Annotated in this window: 2 protein-coding genes and 1 pseudogene; 1 reads left to right on the top strand and 2 read right to left on the bottom strand. The window is 63.1% G+C overall.

The genetic code is table 11. From position 1 onward, the window contains the following. Together AUC71_RS18865 and AUC71_RS13285 are read right to left on the bottom strand one after the other, a co-directional pair. Positions 1-340, bottom strand: a pseudogene (locus tag AUC71_RS18865) (pyridoxamine 5'-phosphate oxidase family protein); the annotation flags it as partial. After that, positions 337-951 carry a glutathione S-transferase family protein gene (locus tag AUC71_RS13285; RefSeq protein WP_069624638.1) on the bottom strand — a complete coding sequence of 205 codons (615 nt, stop codon included), beginning with the start codon at positions 949-951 and terminating at the stop codon, positions 337-339. The pseudogene AUC71_RS18865 and the gene AUC71_RS13285, both read right to left, overlap by 4 nt. A 104-nt stretch (positions 952-1,055) precedes the next feature. On the opposite strand from AUC71_RS13285, the gene AUC71_RS22825 reads away from it, so the two are divergent. Further along, a partial coding sequence (locus tag AUC71_RS22825; RefSeq protein WP_141701699.1) for a helix-turn-helix domain-containing protein occupies positions 1,056-1,402 on the top strand: 347 nt, incomplete at its 3' end.

Below are 1,402 nucleotides of genomic sequence, written 5' to 3'. Positions count from 1 at the left end.
GTAGTCCATGAGAAAGAGCATCGCACGCGGGTTCTCCTCAAGATTGCCGGTCGAGATATATTGCCGGTTGCCGGAAAAGTCGGCGAAGGCGAGCGTGTTGTGATCGAGCACATGCAAGACGCCTGGCGGTCCGCCGCGGTGCTGGATGTAGGGTTGGCCGTCCCGCTCGCGGTCGCCAAATAGAAAGACCGCTGCTCGGCGATGAACGCGGCAAGGCCGGCATCGATCGCCGTTCGCGCCGAGCCTTTCTCCTCCAGCCGCGCATAGTTCTGCCGCGAGCCGCGGCGGGTCTGCGCGCCTTCACGGCGGGCGAGAAGGCAAGGTCCATCCAGGTGCTCATGCGGTCCTCTCCAGTCCAGGCATGGCGATGAAGCCTGGGAGCGCTTCGATACGGCCGATCCAGGCGCGGATCGCAGGGTAGCCATCGAGCGGGACGCCGCCTTCATGGCCGAGCGCGACGTAAGGCATGCACGCGATATCGGCGATGGTGGCGCGGTCGAGCGCGAGCCAATCGTTCTTGCTCAAATGCGCTTCCAAAATTCCGAGGATGCGTGCCGCTTTCTCGCGCGCTTTGTCGATGTCGAGGGGAAAGCCGAACTTGTCGTGGAGGCGCGCGTCGTTCGGTCCGCGTGCGATTTCGCTTTCGGCCACCATGAGCCAGCTGACGACACGCGCCATCTCGACCGGGTCGGCGGGCAGCCAGCTCTCACCGCCATATTTACGGGCGAGGTAGACGAGAATCGCTTGGGAGTTCCGCAAGACGATTTCGCCGTCTTCCAAGACGGGAATCTCGCCGAACGGGTTCATATCGATGAGGGGGCTCGCTTTGTGAGCTCCAGCCATGAAGTCGACCGGCTCGATGTCGAGTTCGAGACCGAGCAAGGCGCAGAACAGGCGCACCTTGTAGCAATTCCCCGACGGTTCCAGGTCGTACAGCTTGCGGGTGTCCATGCCTCTCCCTCCTTGTGTTCGTCGACGTGACGAATATGGGCATTCCGAATGGCGGCTGTATGGGGTAATTTCCCAATAGATACTCCAGGAAAATGGAATAATAGGTGGACCGGCTCGCTGCCATACGTGTCTTCGTCGCTGTCGCCGACGCCGGAGGCCTGTCCGCTGCGGGGCGGCGGCTCAGCATGCCGCTCACGACCGTTAGCCGGCATTTGAAGGCGCTCGAGGACGATCTCGACGTGCGGCTCATCACCAGGACCACAAGGCGGCTCACGTTGACGGAGCCGGCCGGGCCTATCTCGAGACGTGCCGGCGCGTGCTCGCCGATCTCGATGCGGCGGAGCGGCGCCTTGCGGGCGAGCAGGCCGAGCCGCAAGGCGTGCTGGCGCTCACTGCGCCGATCCTGTTTGGACGGTGCCATGTACAGCCTGTGGTGCATGCTTATCTCGAT

It is taken from the genome of Methyloceanibacter marginalis, assembly GCF_001723295.1.
GTDB lineage: Bacteria > Pseudomonadota > Alphaproteobacteria > Rhizobiales > Methyloligellaceae > Methyloceanibacter > Methyloceanibacter marginalis.
Note: the sequence above shows the minus strand (reverse complement) of the source record. Positions and strands in the feature narration are given on the sequence as shown.

Excerpts from the sequence above, each read along its gene's own strand:
- AUC71_RS13285 (WP_069624638.1), bottom strand. The coding sequence starts at position 951 with ATGGACACCCGCAAGCTGTACGACCTGGAACCGTCGGGGAATTGCTAC.